Origin of the sequence: Gilliamella sp. Pra-s52 (assembly GCF_009795805.1) — a bacterium.
Taxonomy (GTDB): Bacteria; Pseudomonadota; Gammaproteobacteria; order Enterobacterales; family Orbaceae; genus Gilliamella.
In genome coordinates this window covers 149,474-165,883 of sequence record NZ_WTEY01000001.1, presented here as the reverse complement: position 1 = coordinate 165,883, position 16,410 = coordinate 149,474, and the positions used below count along the sequence as shown (strand labels likewise).

Sequence of the window (16,410 nt, the reverse complement as noted above, 5' to 3'; positions counted from 1 at the left end):
TCAGTCTTCAAGCAAATAGTGAACACCGTGCATACTTTTTTATTAAATTTTATTTTTATGGGGGGAGGGGTAAATCTCTATAGATTTTAGTAATCCAAACCACCCACCCTCATTCATTTTAATGCTAACCCGATTTTTTTAATTTTTATGCTTTATCAGGATAATGATATCTAATTTATGAGGTCACTTTTCGTTTTGGGGGTACGAATGGGGGTATTTTTAAGAGCTATGAAAACAAAAAGTATTTATCGAAAGGGTTTTACTTGTCATAATTCAGTTTCCCTTGACTCATATTTTGTAAGATTCTTTAAAACCCATTAAAATACACAAAATCTACGAATCCTTTGCTAGAAGGATATAAACAAAATTTTTAGTTATATTATTGGGCGGTATCAATGTAAAATGAAATTGATTTAATAAATAAAAAAATCAATTAATTATTGAGTATCTCCAAATATTAAACTCACTTCTATTAGAAGTGAACAATCAATTTTGTATATATAAATATAGTGCAACTATGACACCTACTAAGTGATACTTTTGTGCATAATCTAATAGTGATAGGATATAAAAAGTTAAATAAACAAAAGGTATAAAATCGTGACTTATAAACCTACCCAAGCGCCAAACAAATGTGAGAATATGAACCACATTCGTGCCGAAATAGATCAGATTGACCATTCCATAATTAAATTGCTTGCTACACGCTTTGAATACGTCAAAGCTGCCAGTAAGTTCAAAAAAAATACCACTGATGTACAAGCCAAAGAACGTTTTGACAGTATGCTAGAGCAACGAAAACAATGGTCGAATGAATTAGGACTTAATGGCGAAATCATCAAAGATCTATATGCAAATCTAGTACGATATTTTATCGATGAAGAATTGAAATATTTCAAAAACAAAGAAAATAAAAACAGAGATTTCATTAAAAATATTTAGATAATATATTGATTTTATGTTATCTTTAAAGATATGAATGATCTCATAAGAAGTAGGTGACATGGCTTATGCAACTAAACAGCAGTTATTAGATGAAATAAACAAAACGGCCAAGCTATTTATTGATGAGTTTATAGTTTTATCTGAATCACAAAAAGACTCTTTGGTAGAGGGCGTTGATCGTACTCCTGCACAAATGATTGCTTATCAACTCGGTTGGCTTAATTTGGTGAAATCTTGGGATGATGATGAACTTGCTGGTAAAACACCTGAATTACCGGCTTCTGGATACAAATGGAATCAATTGGGTAATTTGTATCAACAATTTTATAAAACATATCAATACCTATCATTACAGGCATTAATTCAAGCATTTAATCAGCAAATCACCATTTGGAATGATTGGATTCAATCTTTGAACGAAGACACTTTGTTTATAAAAGATAGCCGTAATTGGACTACACCTTATCCTGAATCTTGGACTGTTGCTCGATTTATCCATATTAATTCTGTGGCGCCTTTTAAATCGTTTAGAGCAAAAATCAGAAAGTGGAAAAAGCTAAATGCATCAGTTTAAAATTATATTCAATATAATGTAAGGAGAATAATATGGCCTTTACAGAAACAGAACGACAGCAATTGATGGAGCTTAAATTCGTGGGTACCAAAATTATTGAAAGGCTTGAAGAGATGAAGTTCGCTTCTTTCGATAAATTGCGTAATGCTAGTTTAGATGAAATCCTTAACAAAGGTGCATTATTAACAGGTTCAACTTGTTGAAAAAACAGCCATCAAGCAAAAACGGCAATAAGTAATATTTTGAGTTTAGTCAACAATACGTAATATCCCTTTTTATGAGCAGCGAGTGCATTCAACTTTTCAATTGAACAATGATAGTCAATTTTTTGATTTCTTATCTATTTTTAAGATATATATACTGAAACGTATAGTTACCTGAAACTTTTTTACAAAAATTGTAAAGTTTTGCCGACAATGTCGGCAAAGCAGGAATTAAGCAAAGCCTTTCAAACCAACTACATGCACATGTTCTTGGTTATTGATAACTTTACGTACGAGTTTATAGGTTGTTCCTTTTTCAGGACTAATGTTTTCAGGTGCGGCTATAATCAATTGCATTTCTAACCGTTCACATAACTCAAACAATGTGGCAATTGATTTGGCGTCAAGTCTAGCTGCTTCATCCAAAAATAATAATCGACATGGCGAAATATCTTTGTTACGCAAGCGTTTAGATTCGTCTTCCCAACTTTGAATTACCATGAGTAAAATGGACATCCCCGTACCAATAGCCTCACCTGTTGATAATGCGCCACTTTCAGCACGTAACCAACCGTCAGCACCTCGATTCACTTCAACATCCATTTCAAGATAATTTCGATAATCTAGCAGTTCTTCACCAATATTTTGAGCAGTTCGTTGTCCCATATCAATATGTGGATTTAAACGTTGATAAAGTTTAGCTAACGCTTCTGAGAAGGTAATACGATTATTACTAAATAGATCTTGATGTTCATTTTGTTCATCGGCAAGTGCGGCTAAAAGTGTTGAATGAGCCTCACGAATATGGACATTTAAACGCACACCATTAACCTGACCAAATGCCACGGCTTGTAACCCTTGATTAAGCATACGAATACGATTTTGCTCACGTTGAATCGTTTTACGAATAATATTCGATACACTTTTTGAACTGATTGCCAATTGTTGCTCACGCGATGTCAATTCTTCAGTTAAGCGAGATAACTCAATTTCCATCTGTTCAATCGCTTCAATTGGATCGTCAGTTTTAACAATATCTTGGCGAATTCGTTCACGCAAATGTGCGTAAACAGCGATATAGAATTGGATTTTACGTTCTGGGCGTTTTGGATCTTCTGATAGTCTTAATACATCCCGTAAATGTTCATTGTCATTAACAGCTAAACGTAAGGAACCTAATGCTTTATCCGACATGGAACGCAATTCATCAGCACTTAAATAAGCAAGCTCACGACGGTGTAAACGACGTTCAACACTATTTTCTTTAACCAACCTTAATACTAAACACCAACCCGCTTTGGCTTGTACTACCTGTTCTCTTAGTTGCTTATAATCACGCAGAGTTTGAGTTAGACGTTTTTGCAGTTGTGCCATTTCGCTTTCGCACATAATGAGTTGTTTTTCAAGCGATGTACAATTTTGGCGATTACTATTCAATTTGTGATGAATTTCATCACGGCGAATTCGAGCTCGCTCTTCAGTGATCGCATCCGCTTTTACGCCGATTTGTTCGATCTCTTTTTGCAATTCATTAAGCATGTCTCGTTTAGTGTCAAATGCACTTTTGAGCGAAGCAAGTGTTTGGTTATACTGGTTGTACTGATCTTGATATTGTTGCATCTGACGACGAGCATCAGTTTTTTGAGCTTCGACAATTTCTAATCGGGATCGTAGTTTTTCATTCAAATCAGTATTTTCGTTCAGCATTCCTGCCGAGTCTTCATAACTAAAGTGGGCACGCCGTTGCATTACTTCCGTTAAGGAAAAAACTTGTTGACGAATCGTTTGTTGCTGTGTTTTAACCGTGTTGTAATGTTCACGTAGAGTTTCGTTCTGTTCAGGATCGCTTTGTAAAACAGCTAAAATTGGCTCAAGTTCTGAAACTGTATGGATGTGACGACTTACATATTGGGCGGCATCTTGGGCCTGAGCAACTTGCTCACGTAAATCATCAACACGATCAGCTAAATCATCATCCGCAAGTAAGTGCATCTGTGCAATAAGTCGATTAACAATAGTTAGTTGTTCTTTGCAAGAGGCGACTTGTTGTTGGTTTTGTTTATCAATATTTTCTTGGGATGATAATTGGCGTTCAATTTCGTTGCGTCGTGACGAAAGCTTTTGCGCTTCAGCTTCAGGATCAACATCGAAAGCCACAGCTAAATATTGACCAACAAATTGTCCAACATTTTGTTCAATACGTTGTAATTTCTGTAAATCAAACGAGATTGTCGCATAACGTTCGTGTAACTCATCACGCTCAGTAGATAGTTTTTCAAGATGAACTTCTCGAGCTGCTCGCCCAAATAGCGGTACAGCTGGAAAACTTGAAAATCGCCATTGACGATCTCCTGTTTTGACCAATACCGATTTATTCATTTCTTCACAATCAAATACGCTATCGTCAAATGATGATGGATCTCCTTCAATAAAATAGATATCTTCAGGGTAATCTTCATCACTTGCTGTTAGCATTTCTAATTGCTGTTTTACTAATGATAAATCAGGCACAACAATAGCCTGCCTTGCAGGCCCATAGAGTGCAGAAAAATAAGGAGCATCATCAATAGTTACATCTTCATAAATTTCAGAAAGTAATACACCATTAAATCGCTCAGCTAGCGCAGACAAACGCCCATCATCGACACCACTTGGTTGGTTAAGTTGTTCAATTTGGATATCAAGTTGGTTACGTCTAAAACTGATTTGGTCACGCTCAGTAATAAGAGTACGTTCTTGTTCAAGCAGTTGTTGCATATGTTGTGTAACAGCTTGACTATGGGCAAACGTTTCACCTGTTTGTTCTTGTAAAGCAGTTAAGGCATCTTGAGCTTTTAGCCATAAAGGTGCTTTTTGTCGGTAATCAGTAATTTTTGACTGTATCTGTTCAAGTTCTTGTCTAAACTCAATACGTTTTTCGCTTGATTCATTAGCTAATGTTGCGTTGTTATCAAGCTGTACTTCAAGCTCTTGTTTTAGCTCATCAAGCTCATCATAATTAACTTGGCGACCAATACGTTTGCAAAATTGTATTAATAATGATTCTGCTTCTTTTTGTTCAAAAAAACGCTGTTCTAGTTCATCAAGTTGTAGTTGTAAATGTTCAGCCTTTTCAGCTTGGTAACATTGTGATGGCCACTGTCTTAATGCCTCTTTTCCTGCAGCAAAGGCTTCACTACGAGTTACATCACCAACCAATTTGACTACCAGTTGATAAGCGCGGTCAAATTGATTAATTGCCGCATCAGATACACTTAATTTTTGCTCAAGCTCAAGAACTTGTTCGGTGATCTCTCTTTGCTTTTCTTCAAACAATTCATAGTAATTTTCAATATTGCTAATGCCTAATTTAGGTAATTGGCATAAACTTTGTGCATTTTTTAATGCTTGTAAAGCCTGTTGGTATTGAATTGCACGGGTTTGTTGAACATCAAGCGCTTGTTGATAATCAGCTAATTGAGTCTTGATTTCGTCAACTTCTTGTTCTGTTTGTTCAACTTGATCACGATAGGTTTGGTACTGTTCATTAGCTTCAAGTACTACTTCGTTTTGTTCTTCTAACTTTAAGTTTAAATCATCTAAATCTGCTTGATAACGGTCGATTTTTTCCTGTTGACGCAATGCAGTTTGCGCTAAATTAAGGTGATCATTAGCAGCCTGTAAGTCGGTTTCCAGATCACTTTGCGCATCTTGATGTTCTTTAAGTTCTTTTGCCATTTCAACTTGGCGATATTGATTGCTAATAAGCAGATCTTGTGTTTTAAACATGTCACGACGCAGACCAAGTACTGATTCTATATGAACTCGGCGTTCATTATTATGACGCATATAGTCAGCTGCTACATAATTAGTCGATTCTGTTATTAGATGTTTAAATAAATCACGATCAGATTGCGTAACTCGAATAGCCTCTAATGTCATTCGATTTTCACGTAGTGCAGCCTCCATATCTTGGAAAGCTTTACGTACACCACTGTTTTCAGGTAATAAGTAATCACGCAGTGAACGGGTAATCGCACTTGAAATCCCACCATAGAGTGAAGCTTCAATAAGACGATAATATTTACTACGATCAGATGAAGAGCGTAAGCGTTTTGGTAAAATACCGAAATCAAACATAACCGAATGATAATCAGTAATAGAGTTAAATTGCTTGAAAATAACGCCTTCCATTGATTCAACTTTATCTTTTAGCTCCGGCAATGATAAAATACGTGCTTGTCTGTCATTTAAACGTTCTGTTACTAATTCTGTTGGACTAATACCAATAGGTAGACCCTGTAGTAAAAATGGCTTGATATCGACTTTTTTGTCCCGCCCTGCTACTTGTTGCAAACGTACACCACAAATAATTCGCTGATTGCGAGAGTTAATCACATCGAGCATTGAATAACAAACACCGGGTTTTAATTTACCATGCAAACCTTTGTCGCGTGAACCAGAGGTGGCACCTGCTTCGGTGGTGTTTCTAAAATGCAATAAAGTTAAATCAGGAATTAATGCAGTAACAAAAGCCGCCATGGTGGTTGATTTACCTGCACCATTACCACCAGATAATGTCGTAACTAATTGATCAAGCTCAAACGCTCGAGCAAAAAAACCATTCCAGTTTATCAAAGTTAATGAGTGAAATTTACCGTGTCCAATCATGATTATTCAGTCTCCTCATTAACATCTTCATCTAGTTCTTGATTATCTAAAATTAAGGATGATTCAATTTTAATTGCTTCTCCATCTCTAATTAGGCGTAATTGCGCTTCTTGAGCATCATCACTACTACGCACATCCGCACCAAAACGGAAAATTGATTCATTAATACGAAAACGGCTACTATCATTACCAACAATAAAAAAGATCATACCCAACCGACGTAATCGATTTAACGCTGTTTTTACTTTATCAAACAATTTTTGACGATCTAAATCTGAACCTGTTGAGCGTTGATTGACTAATTTGAGTAATTTACTTTCGTCGGCTAATGAAATAAGCTCTTCAAATAGTTCTTGTAGGGTAAAAATACCTTCATGTGCTAATCGTTCTGGGCTTAGGTATAAATAACAAAGCACTTTACCAACTACCATATCAAGCTCTGATAATACCGAACGAGGAATTAATGTTGTAGAACGAGGGCGTAGGTAAAAAAAACCTTCCGGTGCTCGAATTAATTCAACATTATAGCGTTGATAAAATTGTTCAAGCTCAAGTTGAAAATCCATTAAAAAAGCATGATGATCAAGTTCATCAATACCAATATGTCGACCAGAACGTAGTAAACTATCAAGTTCAGGAAAAATCGGATTAGCTATCGCTTGAGCCAACTTAACTGGCATATATTTATCAATGGACGCCTGAGAGCTAGCTGCTATACGCCCCATAACTTCATCAAGATGATGTGCAGTTTGTTGTGTGTCTAAATCGTTAGTATCTATTGATGACATGTGCTTGTACCTTAGCTCCATAATCGTTAATAAGTTTCCATTCAGCAGAAATACCAAGTAAATCATCTTCGGCAATACCAAGGCGAATAGCTTGATCAATAAATAACCTTGCAATATCAAAATGCTGTTCACGAGGGAACTGAGCTAAATAGCTGCGAATGGTAATCCCCATATCAAGTGGTTTATTTTCTTGCTTAAATATCAATAAATTTTGTTCAATATGCGCAATAATATGTTCTTGAATTTCCTCAATCATTTCAAATTCAAGTTCTGATGGTAATTCGCCTGTAACTTCGGCATCATGTAAAGCTAATTCCTCATCACGCATATCAAGTAAACGCTCGGCATTAGCAAAAGTGAGCGACCAAGGCAAATCAAAATATCCTTGAATTGATTTGCGTAAACGTTGTGAAAATACACGGTTTTTATCTAAATCGATAGCGGTACGGATAAATTTATGAACGTGCCTATCATAACCTATCCAAAGATCTATTGCTTTTTGTCCCCAACCAATAATGCGATCAAGCTTACCTTGTAGATCCATAACCACATTGTTAATTTTATCAAGATCAGGATTAGCAAGTGTTGCATCTTGTATTAAAAGCAAACTGGCTTGTAATTTATCACCAGCTGCGGCTAACGTATCTTGTAGCTCACGCAATGTTTGGGATGTTTCAGTCAGTAACCCTTCACAACTGCTAATTGCTGCTTGCCAATCTTGACTTAATAGGGCAGAAATATTTTGTTTAACGTCAGCCTGTTGTTCATCCATAACACGTTGGGTAATATCAATACTATCAAAAATTTCCGCAACTGAGTATTTTAATGGTGCAAAGACATTTCGATGCCAATGTAAATCATCACCACCTTCGACTGCAGCATCTGCGGCACGCTTCAATTCTTGTGCAACGATAGACAACTGAATAGATAAGCGCAGCGTCGAAAATTCACGTTGGCGGATATAATAATCAGAAATACCTATTCCTAATGGTGTTAAGCGATAAATAGAAAAACCATCAGTCATATCACTTGTAAATCGAGTAATGAATCGCTGACGCACTAAATCGTTAATTGCATTATTGGCTCGGACAGTGATGGTATCTTCACTTTGTTCAAAAATTAGCGAAACATGCCTAAAAGCGTCAATTAATTCAGATTCGGTCATTTCACCATCAAAGCGTTCGCTATTTAATACGGCAATGGCCAATAAAAAAGCTAACCTTTCAACCGGTAATGTGATCGAAAAATCATTTTTTTTTGCCCAAGAGACCAGTTCCGGCACTGATTGGGAAAAATCAATCATAAAAGTTCCTTAATTCAAGGAGAACAAAATAGAAACATTCCACAGAACATCCATTATTCACGGCATAGAAAAAAATAACGTCAATTATATAACAATATAGAGTAAATTTGTAATGGAATTCTAAGAAAGAATTAAAATGATATCATTTAGATGATTACTCGTTGTATTTAAATTTATAATAATATTAATTAATAAATATCATTAAAATTAATTAAAATATTATTTCTTGAATAAAAAACAGATTCCCCACTCGCACTGATGTCTATTTATGCTAAAATCAACAAACTCTATATAAACTAACATAAGGATGTAACAAAATGCATATCGGTATACCTAGAGAACGGTTAGCCAATGAAGCTAGAGTTGCAGCAACTCCCCAAACTGTTGGACAACTGTTAAAACTTGGTTTTACAGTTTCTGTAGAACAAGGCGCTGGACATGCGGCTCATTTTGAAGACCAAGCTTTTATTGAGACTGGAGCAACAATCCAAAATACTCAAGATATTTGGCAAAATGATTTAATTTTGAAATTTCATGCACCAACTGATGATGAAATCGCATTAATGAAAGAGGGATTAACGCTCATCAGTTATATTTATCCTGCCCAACACAAAGATCTATTAGAAAAATTAGCAGCTAAAAATATTACTGTAATGGCGATGGATTGTGTTCCACGTATTTCGCGTGCACAATCTTTAGATGCACTTAGTTCAATGTCTAATATTGCTGGTTATCGTTCAGTTATTGAAGCCGCAAATCAATTTGGTCGATTCTTTACAGGACAAGTTACTGCAGCAGGTAAAGTACCTCCTGCAAAAGTGTTAGTTATTGGCGCGGGTGTTGCGGGCCTTGCAGCAATTGGGGCGGCAGTAAGTTTAGGCGCCATTGTTCGCGCATTCGACACTCGTCCTGAAGTTGCCGAACAAATTAATAGTATGGGTGCCGACTTTTTAGAATTAGATTTCGAAGAAGAAGCTGGTTCTGGTGATGGCTACGCTAAGCAAATGTCTGCTGCCTTTATTGAAGCTGAAATGGCATTATTTGCTGAACAAGCTAAAGATGTAGATATTATTATTACCACAGCTTTGATCCCCGGTAAACCTGCACCAAAACTGATCTCTAAAGAGATGGTAGAATCAATGAAGCCGGGCAGTGTTATTGTCGATTTAGCCGCATTAACAGGTGGTAACTGTGAGTTAACCAAACCTGGCGAAGTTTTCGAAACTGAGAATAATGTAAAAATTGTTGGTTATACTGATTTAGCTAATCGTATGCCTGCTCAAGCATCTCAGCTTTATGGTACAAATATTGTTAACCTATTAAAATTGCTTGCTAAAGAAAAAGACGGCAATATTGATATCAACTTTGAAGATGTTGTTATTCGTGGCGTAACCGTGGTTAAAGAGAAAGAAATCACTTGGCCAGCACCACCAATTCAAGTATCAGCACAACCGCAGAAAAAAACTTCTGAGCCAATTGCTAAACCTGAACCAAAACCAATGGATCCACGTAAAAAATATGGAATTTTTGCATTAGCCGTTCTAGCCTATTTCTGGCTTGCAAATTCTGTACCTGAAAGCTTTTTAGGGCATTTCACTGTTTTTGCTTTATCTTGTGTGGTTGGTTATTACGTTGTATGGAATGTTACGCACTCTCTACATACTCCACTGATGTCAGTAACTAATGCAATTTCTGGTATTATTTTAGTCGGAGCAATATTGCAAATCGGTGATGACAACGGTCTAAGTACAGCAATTGCCTTTGTTGCTATTTTAATCGCTAGTATTAATATTTTTGGCGGATTCTTTGTTACTCAAAGAATGTTGAAAATGTTTCAACGTGACAAGTAAGGGAGGGAATAAACCATGAGTAATGGAATCATTCAAGCAGCCTATGTTATTGCAGCATTACTTTTTATCTTTAGTTTACGTGGTCTTTCTAACCAAGAATCAGCCAAATCAGGAAATATCTACGGTATGATTGGTATGGCTATTGCACTTATTGCAGCAGTAGCTAGTATCAAGGGTGGATTACACTGGATCGTAATCGCAATGATTATTGGTGCAACAATTGGGTTATACCTTGCTAAGAAAGTCGAAATGACGCAAATGCCAGAACTTGTTGCGCTACTACATAGCTTTGTTGGTATGGCTGCTGTACTTGTTGGTTTAAATAGCTTTTTAGACTTAAACAATCATTCACAACTATTTCATGGTAGTGAGCTTACTGTACATTTAGTCGAAATTTTTGTGGGTGTATTTATTGGGGCTGTAACTTTCTCAGGTTCTGTTGTTGCATTCGGTAAATTAAATGGTCGCATTAGCTCTAAACCGCTTTCTATTCCAAATAAACATTATTGGAATCTAGCTGCGATTGTTGTTTCGATCATATTAATGTATACCTTCATTGAAGTAGAAAAAGGAACAGGTGCACTCCTTAGTCTATTAATTATGGCGATAATTGCATTTGTATTTGGCTTCCATCTTGTTGCCTCAATTGGTGGTGCTGATATGCCAGTAGTAATCTCAATGCTAAACTCTTATTCTGGTTGGGCAGCAGCAGCAGCTGGCTTTATGTTAGGTAACGATCTCTTAATTGTAACAGGCGCATTAGTTGGTTCATCAGGTGCAATTCTTTCATATATTATGTGTAAAGCGATGAACCGCTCATTTATTAGTGTTATTGCTGGTGGGTTTGGTAGTGATGGTAGTTCAACAAGTTCATCTGATGAAGAACAAGGTGAATACCGCGAAATGCAACCATCGGAAGTAGCTCAAACATTAAAAGAAGCTCGTTCTGTTATTATCGTTCCTGGGTATGGTATGGCTGTTGCTCAAGCTCAAGGTTCTGTAAGTAATATTACTGAAAAACTACGTGGCATGGGTATTGAAGTTAGATTTGGCATTCACCCAGTGGCTGGACGTTTACCTGGGCATATGAATGTATTATTAGCTGAAGCGAAAGTCCCTTATGATATTGTATTAGAAATGGATGAAATCAACGATGACTTCCCTGATACTGATGTGGTTTGGGTAATTGGAGCTAACGATACTGTTAACCCAGCGGCAGAAGAAGATCCTAATAGCCCAATAGCTGGCATGCCTGTTCTTGAAGTTTGGAAAGCAAAGACTGTTATTATTTCTAAACGCTCAATGAATACTGGTTATGCAGGCGTACAAAATCCACTATTCTTTAAAGAAAATAGCTATATGTTATTTGGTGATGCTAAAGATAGTGTTGAAAAAGTACTACAAAGTCTTTAATGATTAATTCATAAAATATACTGTGGTTTTGCCACAGTATATTTTTAAAATAGGCGCTAATTTAAATTCGATTTAGCTAAAAAATCGATTATTCGATCCGTTATTTCACGGTGTATCTCTGTCCTTGTGCGATTACCGCCATCTTTACAAATGATTGATTCTCCTTTAGCCTCTTGCTCTAAAATATCTATAGCATCTGATTTACAAATTTGTATGAAAGTAAAATGCATTGCATCAGGAATAACAATATAAGTTGATAATGATTTTGAAAGAAACTGTTGTAAATAACCAGATTCAAGCTCTACATTCATATCACCAACATCAATACCAGCACCAATGATTAAAGAAGGAACAGTAATATTTTTCAAACTATCTGCGGTAAATCCTCTAACTAATCCCGCATCTAAAGAAATAAATGACTTTATTCTCGGATCTGACATATTTTTATTTAATTGTGGGTTATCTAGTCCAAGTTCACTCACTAACTGGCAAGCTTTTAAATGTGAATGTATAGTGCAATCTTGTTTAAAAAGATCTGTATCAAACCTTGCTCCGGCAAGTGCAGCTACTGTCCAACCGCCAAGGGAATGTCCAATAGATGAAATTTTGTTCACATCAATATGGTTTGCTAAAATTTCATCTATTTGTAACGCATCAATAGTTTTACTTAGATCTTGAGGACGTAACCACAATTTACTAGATTGAGTAATATTTTTATTAAAATAAGTAGTTCCGGGATGATTAGGTGCAGCAACAATATATCCCTTATCTGCTAGTTCATAAGCAAGCCAATTTAAACTTTGCCAACTTCCTCCATAACCATGTGAAATAACAATTAAAGGATGTTTATGATAATTTGAAAGAGGTGCAGCATTAGGAATAACTTTAGAACCATAAAAAACGGCGTTGTCACCAATAGCTACTGCTCTTTGTTGATTATTTGTCGGATACCATATTGCAATATTTAAAGGTCTACTGTCTTCTTTGCTATAATAGATTTCCTTAAAGCCTACATTTGAATAAGCATAGTTGAAAAAGGGAAAAGACAAAATAAGCGAATAAAGCAAAAAGTATAGTTTAGTCATTAAATTAATTCCTATTTAACAATGTTTCTCTTTTTTACTGCTATAGTGTAAATAATAAATAGAAAAAATCAGTAATTATTAGATATTTTTATTGGAAATAATTAATTGCTAAATAGTATGAAACTTTAATATTACGACCAAATTAGAATTTCAAGATTAGATTTGGAAATTATAACGATTAATGACTATCTTTTTTGATTTGTTCCTTATGGTATAGATAATAAGCTCCACGAGATACCATCCGTAATTGAAAAATAAGATCTTCAATTAATTTTTGTCTTTGTACTGTGTCAAAATCAATTGCTTCAGCTCCTGCATTAAAAGCAATAGTTACCATTGCTTCTGCTTGAGCTTCATTGTAATGGTGAGGCATCTGGTTAGCATTATCAAGATAATCAACAAGCTCTACAATAAAGTGTTGAATCTCTCTAGCTATAGCAGAGCGAAAAGCCGATGATGTACCGGCTTTTTCGCGAAGAAGTAACAAAAATACTTTAGGATTTTTATCGATAAACTCGATAAACGTAGTAACAGATGTTCTTAGTACACTACCGCCTTTTTCAATACGCTTACGTGCTTGGCGCAACAATTGACGAAGAGTTAAACCACTTTCGTCAACCATGGCCAAACCTAATTCATCCATATCACGAAAATGGCGATAAAACGAAGTTGCCGCAATACCAGCCTCACGGGCAACTTCTCGTAAACTTAAACTATTAAAACCTTGCTCTGCATTAAGTTGATTAAATGCCGCCTCAATTAACGTACGGCGAGTTCTTTCTTTTTGTTGAGCGCGAATACCTATGCCTGTCTTGATATTTTTCATTTAATAGCTCAATCCTAATCGTTTAGATGTAACCTAACATTAATTTGCTACTTTCAACAATCGCTCTTTTTCAGCAAGTACTTTCGGCATATGCTCTCGAATAGTTTTAGCTATTGTTTCATAACGAGAACGTAGTGGCGATCCAGGACGATAAATCAAAGTAATACTACGCGAAGGTACCGGATCTGAACATGGAATATAACAAATATTATCACGAATCCTCTCATTAGGAGCAGCAAGTTCTGGAAATAAAGTAATACCTCGACCTGCAGCAATCATACTTCGAAGCGTTTCAAGGCTAGTTGCTTTGAACTGCTTATCTTCATCAATACCAACTTGGAAACAATATCCCATAGCATGATCACGTAAACAGTGTCCATCTTCTAACATTAAGAATTTTTGCCCTTTTAAATTAGATAATTTAATAGTTTTTTTACTAGCTAATTCGTTACCAGCAGGAACAGCTAAAAACATAGGTTCTTCAAATAATGGCAGTTCAATAAATTGTGTTGTTTCTTTAACTTGTGCAACAATAGCACAGTCAAGTTTACCACTTTCAAGCTGAGCAACAATGCTAGCAGTTTGAGCTTCATGTAAATAAAGTTCTAATTGAGGGAACGACTCATGTAAAACACTAATAACATGAGGCAAAAGGTAAGGTGCTATAGTAGGAATTAAGCCGATATGCATTGGCCCAGACATTTCTTCACCTTGGCGACTTGCCATCTCTTTTAGAATTTGAATATTCCGTAAAATTTCTTTCGCTTGTTCAACTAACATCATACCCGTTTGAGTAAATAATACTTTGCGGCTAGTACGTTCTAATAACATTACGCCTAATTCATCTTCTAACTTTCTAATTTGACCACTAAGAGTTGGCTGACTCACATTGCACGCATCTGCAGCTTTGCGAAAATGACGAAATTCAGCTAACGAAACAAAATATTCCAAATCACGAATATTCATAACATCCCCAATAGGTTATTAGTTAATAGTATATACTCATATAACTTTCAGTGTAATATAACAAATAGTATTTAAGAAATACAAAAAATTTCTTAAATTATAATACGTTATAAAGTACATTCTGTGAAACAAAAACAAATAAATAAAAGTTTTGAGTATGAGTTTATTTAATTTTAATCAGTTAATTAAAATACTTTAACTAGAGCAAAACAAAATTTTTCGCTTTTAATTAAATACTGCTAATATGACTATTGTTGATAATTATATTAAAAAAATCAAATATAATATTTGATCCATTTAATAAATTTATAATTTTATTAAATCAATAAACGCCGTTTTCAAGAAACATGGAAAATTATTGGCAATTACGATATAATCGCACGCTACACTAGAATTAAGCCAAAAACACTTTTTGAGGTGCACTATTTTTAAACAAGTATCACGTTTTTATCAAAAAATTTTTCGCCATGAAAAAAACAAAAAACAACAAAAAATTGGCTATGTGTCCATTTCACGTAATGAACATAATATATCCCGTAACGATATTAGTGCGAATGCATTAAAGGTCCTTCATCGATTAAACAAGCAAGGATACGAAGCTTATTTAGTTGGAGGATGTATCAGAGATCTCATATTAGGTAAAATACCGAAGGACTTTGATATCACAACTAATGCGACACCAGAACAAATTCAAAAAATATTCCGTAACTGTCGCTTGGTAGGAAGACGATTCCGTCTTGCCCATATTATGTTCGGTAAAGAAATTATTGAAGTAGCTACCTTTCGAGGTGATCATAACAACCAAGATGGGCAAAACAATGTTGCTAAACGTTCTCAATCAGGAATGTTAATCCGTGATAATGTTTACGGAACCATTGAGCAAGATGCAATTCGTCGAGATTTTACTATGAATGCACTTTATTACAATGTAAAAGACTTTACATTGCGTGATTATTGCGGAGGGTTAAAAGATTTACAAAAAGGCATTATTCGATTAATTGGCGATCCACAAACACGTTATCAAGAAGATCCTGTTAGGATGTTAAGAACAGTCCGTTTTGCAGCAAAACTTAATATGCAAATTGAGCCAACCACAGCTGAGCCAATCAAATACTTGGCATCATTATTAAAAAATATTCCATCAGCTCGGCTTTTTGATGAAACCCTTAAACTGTTACAAACAGGAAATGGCTACAAAACTTATAAGTTATTAAGAGAATATCATCTGTTTGAACAACTATTTCCCGTTATTACGCGTTTATTTACCAATAACACTAACAGTCGTTTAGAACAAATCATCGAACAAGCCTTAAAAAATACTGATTATCGTATTGCTAATAACAAACGAGTCAATCCTGCATTTTTATTTGCAACTTTTTTTTGGTACCCTATTATTGAACAAGCTCAAGCAATGAGTGCCGAAAGTGGGCTGCCGTTTTATGATTCATTTTCAATGGCAATTAACGAAGTGCTAAGCGAACAATGTAAAATTATTGCTATACCTAGACGATTAACTACTGTAATGGGTGACATTTGGCGTTTACAGTTGCGTATGAAGAAACGAGATGGTAAACGTGCATTTGCTATTTTGGAGCACCCTAAATTTAGAGCTGCTTATGATCTTTTAGAAATACGAGCTTCAATTGAAAAAGGCGAACTATTAGAATTAGCAAAATGGTGGGACGAGTTTCAATTTACTTCGATTGAAAAAAGAATAATGATGGTAAAGCAGTTAAGTAAAATGAATAAACGCAAGAGCAGACGTTAATTTTTAATTCGCACTTTTATAAATAACAGCTATAATGCA

12 protein-coding genes are annotated in these 16,410 nt (G+C 35.4%); 6 read left to right on the top strand and 6 right to left on the bottom strand.

Features of this window, described 5'->3' with window-relative positions; genetic code table 11:
- The first annotated feature begins 642 nt into the window (after positions 1–642).
- The 3 genes from GQ594_RS00775 (at position 643) to GQ594_RS00765 (ending at position 1,722) form a co-directional block, all read left to right on the top strand.
- A complete protein-coding gene (locus GQ594_RS00775; RefSeq protein WP_065590369.1) occupies positions 643–942 on the top strand; it encodes a chorismate mutase in 300 nt (99 codons plus the stop codon).
- Between the two features lie 61 nt (positions 943–1,003).
- Positions 1,004–1,519 carry a ClbS/DfsB family four-helix bundle protein gene (locus GQ594_RS00770; RefSeq protein WP_085246902.1) on the top strand — a complete coding sequence of 172 codons (516 nt, stop codon included), beginning with the start codon at positions 1,004–1,006 and terminating at the stop codon, positions 1,517–1,519.
- Positions 1,520–1,551: 32 nt separating this feature from the next.
- Positions 1,552–1,722, top strand: a complete 171-nt coding sequence (locus GQ594_RS00765; protein ID WP_160411045.1) for a helix-hairpin-helix domain-containing protein — start codon at positions 1,552–1,554, stop codon at positions 1,720–1,722.
- Positions 1,723–1,953: 231 nt separating this feature from the next.
- On the opposite strand, the gene mukB is transcribed toward GQ594_RS00765, so the two are convergent.
- Genes mukB through mukF form a run of 3 tightly spaced genes read right to left on the bottom strand, consistent with a single transcriptional unit; the run spans position 1,954 to position 8,463 of the window.
- Positions 1,954–6,372, bottom strand: a complete 4,419-nt coding sequence (mukB, locus tag GQ594_RS00760; protein WP_160411044.1) for a chromosome partition protein MukB — start codon at positions 6,370–6,372, stop codon at positions 1,954–1,956.
- A 2-nt stretch (positions 6,373–6,374) separates the two neighbouring features.
- Entirely contained in the window at positions 6,375–7,097 is a 723-nt protein-coding gene (gene mukE, locus GQ594_RS00755) for a chromosome partition protein MukE (protein ID WP_160411263.1), read from the bottom strand.
- Positions 7,098–7,140: 43 nt separating this feature from the next.
- Positions 7,141–8,463, bottom strand: coding sequence for a chromosome partition protein MukF (mukF, locus tag GQ594_RS00750; RefSeq protein WP_160411043.1), 1,323 nt, complete (start codon positions 8,461–8,463; stop codon positions 7,141–7,143).
- 317 nt (positions 8,464–8,780) lie between these two features.
- Here mukF and pntA point away from each other — a divergent pair, with 317 nt between their 5' ends.
- Together pntA and pntB are read left to right on the top strand one after the other, a co-directional pair.
- Positions 8,781–10,313: a Re/Si-specific NAD(P)(+) transhydrogenase subunit alpha gene (gene pntA / locus GQ594_RS00745; RefSeq protein ID WP_160411042.1), complete on the top strand. Its 1,533-nt coding sequence runs from the start codon at positions 8,781–8,783 to the stop codon at positions 10,311–10,313.
- 15 nt (positions 10,314–10,328) lie between these two features.
- Complete coding sequence (pntB, locus tag GQ594_RS00740) at positions 10,329–11,726, top strand: Re/Si-specific NAD(P)(+) transhydrogenase subunit beta (RefSeq protein WP_160411041.1); 1,398 nt, start codon at positions 10,329–10,331, stop codon at positions 11,724–11,726.
- A 56-nt stretch (positions 11,727–11,782) separates the two neighbouring features.
- Here pntB and GQ594_RS00735 read toward each other — a convergent pair whose 3' ends face one another.
- From GQ594_RS00735 to oxyR, 3 genes are all read right to left on the bottom strand, one after another.
- Entirely contained in the window at positions 11,783–12,811 is a 1,029-nt protein-coding gene (locus tag GQ594_RS00735; protein WP_202112408.1) for an alpha/beta hydrolase family protein, read from the bottom strand.
- Between the two features lie 178 nt (positions 12,812–12,989).
- Positions 12,990–13,616 (bottom strand): HTH-type transcriptional repressor FabR, encoded by a 627-nt coding sequence (gene fabR, locus GQ594_RS00730; protein WP_160400635.1) that lies wholly within the window; start codon positions 13,614–13,616, stop codon positions 12,990–12,992.
- Between the two features lie 60 nt (positions 13,617–13,676).
- Positions 13,677–14,603, bottom strand: a complete 927-nt coding sequence (oxyR, locus tag GQ594_RS00725; RefSeq protein ID WP_160400562.1) for a DNA-binding transcriptional regulator OxyR — start codon at positions 14,601–14,603, stop codon at positions 13,677–13,679.
- A gap of 424 nt (positions 14,604–15,027) precedes the next feature.
- Here oxyR and pcnB point away from each other — a divergent pair, with 424 nt between their 5' ends.
- Positions 15,028–16,371 (top strand): polynucleotide adenylyltransferase PcnB, encoded by a 1,344-nt coding sequence (pcnB, locus tag GQ594_RS00720; RefSeq protein ID WP_160411261.1) that lies wholly within the window; start codon positions 15,028–15,030, stop codon positions 16,369–16,371.
- Positions 16,372–16,410: the final 39 nt, after the last annotated feature.

Coding starts and splice junctions, on each gene's coding strand:
- GQ594_RS00775 (WP_065590369.1), top strand. CDS start 643: ATGAACCACATTCGTGCCGAAATAGATCAGATTGACCATTCCATAATT.
- GQ594_RS00765 (WP_160411045.1), top strand. CDS start 1,552: ATGGCCTTTACAGAAACAGAACGACAGCAATTGATGGAGCTTAAATTC.
- mukE (WP_160411263.1), bottom strand. CDS start 7,097: ATGGGGCGTATAGCAGCTAGCTCTCAGGCGTCCATTGATAAATATATG.
- pntA (WP_160411042.1), top strand. CDS start 8,781: ATGCATATCGGTATACCTAGAGAACGGTTAGCCAATGAAGCTAGAGTT.
- mukB (WP_160411044.1), bottom strand. CDS start 6,372: ATGATTGGACACGGTAAATTTCACTCATTAACTTTGATAAACTGGAAT.
- mukF (WP_160411043.1), bottom strand. CDS start 8,463: ATGATTGATTTTTCCCAATCAGTGCCGGAACTGGTCTCTTGGGCAAAA.
- GQ594_RS00735 (WP_202112408.1), bottom strand. CDS start 12,811: ATGACTAAACTATACTTTTTGCTTTATTCGCTTATTTTGTCTTTTCCC.
- oxyR (WP_160400562.1), bottom strand. CDS start 14,603: ATGAATATTCGTGATTTGGAATATTTTGTTTCGTTAGCTGAATTTCGT.
- pntB (WP_160411041.1), top strand. CDS start 10,329: ATGAGTAATGGAATCATTCAAGCAGCCTATGTTATTGCAGCATTACTT.
- GQ594_RS00770 (WP_085246902.1), top strand. CDS start 1,004: ATGGCTTATGCAACTAAACAGCAGTTATTAGATGAAATAAACAAAACG.